The organism is Paenibacillus sp. 01T422 (genome assembly GCF_056398785.1).
This window is the reverse complement of the sequence record NZ_JBFTQB010000642.1, coordinates 1-4,378: the sequence shown is the minus strand read 5'-3', so window position 1 is coordinate 4,378 and position 4,378 is coordinate 1. Positions and strand designations below refer to the sequence as shown.

Sequence of the window (4,378 nt, the reverse complement as noted above, 5' to 3'; positions counted from 1 at the left end):
ATTCAGGATCGCGCTGCCGGAGCTCCGTCGCCTCCTCCAGCGTCATGCCTGCCGGGATATAGCCAATCAGCGGATCATGAGCCGAAGTCTGATCCGTTACAAAATGCGGCTTAATCCCGCGACGCACAAATTCCGGATACACCTCAGAAGCATTGCCCAGAAGTCCAATAGCAAGGGGTTTCCCAGCTTCCATCGCTTTCTCGGCAAGGAGAAGCGCTTCATCCAACGTTTCTGCGAGCACATCGCAGTAACGGGTTTGAATGCGGCGCTCGATCCGGGAGCGATCGACTTCAACGGCGATGACGACACCCTCATTCATCGTGACCGCTAACGGCTGTGCACCGCCCATGCCGCCAAGACCCGCTGTCAGGGTCAGCGTGCCTTGCAGAGTACCTCCTGCATGCTGTCTGGCCGCCTCAGCGAACGTCTCAAAGGTGCCTTGCAGAATGCCCTGCGTCCCGATGTAAATCCAGCTGCCCGCCGTCATTTGGCCGTACATCATCAGTCCCTTCGCTTCCAGCTCACGGAAATGCTCCCAATTCGCCCATTTGGGCACGAGCACGGAGTTGGACAACAGCACACGGGGTGCTCGCTCATGGGTTTTGAAAACACCTACTGGTTTGCCCGATTGGATGAGCAAGGTTTCATCGTTCTCCAAGCGCTGGAGCTCACGCACAATGGCGTCATACGCGGGCCAATTGCGTGCTGCTTTGCCGATACCGCCATAAACCACAAGATCCTCCGGGCGCTCTGCGACCTCAGGGTCCAGATTGTTCATCAACATACGCATCGCCGCTTCCTGCACCCAGCCTTTGCAGGATAAATCTGTGCCGCGAGGGGCGCGGATTACTCTTTTTGCGTGGTTAGTATTCGTCATATCAGCATCTCCTTCGATTTTAAAATAACGAACCGGTAACAGCCTCAACTGCTTGCAGCCATTCGCCTTCCAATAACGCAGAAGCTACTTCCTCTATCTCACGAGAGGTGGAGCGATCCTCTATGACGGGCGGAACGACCGCTCGCAGTTTGTCATACAGCACGCGAGTCGCTGGGGCAAGACCTTCCGCTCCGACGAATTCGGCGGCTTCAGCTGCACAGATAAGCTCGATCGCGAGCACCTTCGACACATTGTCAATCACCTGAGCCGCATGGCGCGCTGCAGTTGTCCCCATCGACACATGATCCTCCTGATTCGCCGAAGATGGGATAGAGTCCACGCTGGAAGGGTGAGAAAGCACTTTATTCTCCGAAACGAGCGATGCGCTGACATACTGTGTAATCATCATGCCGGAACCGACCCCGGGGTTATGACTGAGAAAAGCAGGTAGCCCGCCGGATAATGCCGGATTCACCAACCGCTCCGTGCGGCGCTCCGAAATGTTCGCAAGCTCGCTCATGCCAATTTTCAGAAAATCCATCGCAAAAGCAATCGGCTGCCCATGGAAGTTGCCTCCCGAAATAACCAGCCCCTTATCCACGAATAACAAAGGATTATCTGTCGCTGAATTAATCTCTATGGCGATCTTATCTCCCGCATAACCAAGAACTTGGCGCGTCGCACCGTGAACCTGCGGCAAGCAGCGCAAGGAATAGGCATCCTGCACGCGGATCTCGCCCTGGCGCGTCGTCAGCTTGCTGCCTTGAAGCAGCGTGCGCAAGTTGGCCGCTACGCCGATCTGCTCCGGATAAGGGCGTACGCGCTGCACCTCATCGGCAAAAGCATCCGGGATGCCGCGCAAGCACTCCACGGTCATCGCCGCGATGACATCAGCGATCCGTGCGAGGCGCTCCGCTTTGACGAACGCTAGCGTGCCGATCGAGGCCATAATCTGCGTGCCGTTGATCAAGGCAAGCCCTTCTTTCGCCTGAAGCGTAATCGGCTTCAGCCCTGCTTTGGCAAGCGCTGACGCGCCCGGCAGGCGCTGCCCTTGGTAGATGGCTTCGCCCTCGCCCATCAGCACGAGTGCCAGATGAGATAGCGGCGCCAAATCTCCACTAGCGCCAAGTGAGCCCTGCTCCGGCACAATGGGATGCACGCCGCAATTGATGCAATCAACCAGCAGCTGCAGCGTTTCCAGCCGGATGCCGGAGTGGCCTTTGGCCAGCGCGTTTGCACGCAGCAGCATCAGCGCCCGCACGGTCGGTTCCGGCAGCGGTCTGCCCACTGCGCAAGCATGGCTGCGGATCAGATTAAGCTGCAGCTGCACCGCGTCTTGCGGGGAAATGCGCACATCGCTGAATTTCCCGAAGCCGGTCGTGACGCCATAAACCACTTGGCCCGTCGCGACAAGCTCCTCCACCATAGCGCGGCACTTCACCACGCGCTTCATAGCTTCATCCTCCAGTGCCACAGGCACTCCCTCGTAAGCAACCGCAGCCACTAAGGCCGGCGTTAACATTTCACCATCTAATTTCACTGGAGTTTGACCTCCTCCGTCATCTTGTTGTTGCTTTTCTTTATATACCATCGCCATATCTAATCAGATCCTTTCTCGCTTTAACAAAAGAAAGGGACCGTACGGAAGATGTTCTCTTCCATACGGTCCCTTTTTTAAAAAAGAGGGTTCTATGCGATTGTCCGGTATCCTGCTCCAGCCGATCCCTCATCGCTCTCACTCACTTTTTGAATTATTTTGTTATTATGCCTTTTGTTTATAACTTTTGTTATAGCTTTTGTTATACCTTCCCTTATTTTCACACGGGGGTTCGCAGACTGTCAATATGGCTTATTGCCCAAATGCTGGCATCCATGCAAAAAAAAGCCTCACCCGCCTTAGCCTAAGCCTTAGCGAGTGAGACTTTATCTTAATAGCTTATGCCAACCATTCTTTCACTTTGGAAGAGAAATTGCTTAGCATCTCCTGCGAACCGTATTGAGCACTGAAATCTTCGATTCCGAGGTAGCCGTCGTAGCCAACTGCTTTAAGATCAGCAAGCAGCTGTTTCCAGTTCACGATACCCGCGTCAATCGGTGCCCACTCGCTTTTCCAAAGCTTAATGCCGTCTTGCGTTTCACCTGTTGGTACCCATTGCGCATTTTTCACATGGACGTGAGCCAGGYATGGCCCTAGCAGTTCAAGACCCATACGGTAGTTCTCGAAGCCTTCATGCACCATGTTGCCTGCATCATGCAGCACGCCGATGTGGTCTGGATTGAACTGCGAAACTAGGCGGTGAGACAGCCCTGCACTTGGAGTAATCGTATTATGGTGAATTTCAGCCAAAGCTTTGATGCCGTATTGCTGGGAAAACTCTTGCACGTGGTGCAAATAGTCCGTAGCTTTTGCAAACAAATCGTTATAGTTTACGCTTTTATCATAATTAGGAACTCCACAACGAATGTAAGACGCTCCTACTTTTTTCGCTGCTTTAAACACGTTCTCAGTCTCATCAATATTGCAGTCATTTAAATAAGGTGTAACACTTAAATTCACTAGGTTATTGTTCACAGCAATGAGTCTGAAACGCTCCAGCTCTTCATCAGAAGCACTTGGATCAATAGAGCAAAGGTTATTACGCCAGAAAGACGGCTTCTCGTTCGCCACTTCCGCAGGCGTATCTTTAAAACGCCATTCAATCCCTTCAATACCGGCTGCAGTAGCCGCTTTTGYCAGTTCCTCAGGTGTTAAATCAGGTGTTGCAACAGTGATCTATACCAAAATCTTCATCAGATGATCAATTTCCGGCATACCGTGACGAATGAGCCGCGGCCGATGGATTTCCATCAGCATCAGGATCAATATGAAATCTATTTTTTCCTAACCGGGGATGTACACTATTTTATCGAAAAGCAAGTCTATCATTTGCAGTATGGCGATCTGTTGATTATGCACAGCAACGAGCTTCACAGGCCTAATTTTCAATCTAAAAAACAGCGTTATGAGAACTGCGTCATCCACTTTAATCCTGCGCTGCTCGCAAACATAAATTCTTCGCAGTTTGATTTGCTGCACTGCTTCAATAACCGCAAGTTCGGTGAGCAAAACCGGATGCGTCTGAATCCCCAGCAAATCGACGACTTTCTGAAAATAGTCGAGCGTATGGAGATGTACACGCGCCCTCAGGCGTTGCCTGGATCGGACATTTTGTTTGTGGCCGCTTTTACCGAGCTGCTGGTGTTTATTAACCGGATCTTCCTCAATCAAGGGAAACAAGAGGATCAGGTCATGATTCCTGACAAGCTGTCCTCCCTATTTACGTATATTGACGAAAATCTGGATCAGGATCTGTCGCTCGAAGTGTTGGAGCATGTTGTGTTTATGAATCGCTCCTATCTTTGCCGATTATTCAAAAAACATACGGGCAGCACCATTCATGAGCATATTTTATTTAAGCGCATTAACAAAGCGAAGCAGCTGCTCCGCGAAGGCTCTACGGT

The 4,378-nt window shown here is 51.7% G+C and carries 4 protein-coding genes; 1 reads left to right on the top strand and 3 read right to left on the bottom strand.

Translation table 11 applies throughout. The features are described from left to right. From hutU to AC1DUA_RS27995, 3 genes are all read right to left on the bottom strand, one after another. Positions 1 to 877: urocanate hydratase (gene hutU / locus AC1DUA_RS28005; protein ID WP_477502879.1), on the bottom strand; the 877-nt coding region annotated here is incomplete at its 3' end. A gap of 19 nt (positions 878 to 896) precedes the next feature. Further along, entirely contained in the window at positions 897 to 2,468 is a 1,572-nt protein-coding gene (hutH, locus tag AC1DUA_RS28000; protein ID WP_477502881.1) for a histidine ammonia-lyase, read from the bottom strand. 345 nt (positions 2,469 to 2,813) lie between these two features. Next, positions 2,814 to 3,650, bottom strand: a complete 837-nt coding sequence (locus AC1DUA_RS27995) for a sugar phosphate isomerase/epimerase family protein (RefSeq protein WP_477502880.1) — start codon at positions 3,648 to 3,650, stop codon at positions 2,814 to 2,816. 63 nt (positions 3,651 to 3,713) lie between these two features. Between AC1DUA_RS27995 and AC1DUA_RS27990 the strand changes: the two genes are divergently transcribed. Beyond that, positions 3,714 to 4,378 (top strand): AraC family transcriptional regulator (locus AC1DUA_RS27990; RefSeq protein WP_477502878.1); only part of this gene is annotated, 665 nt, incomplete at its 3' end.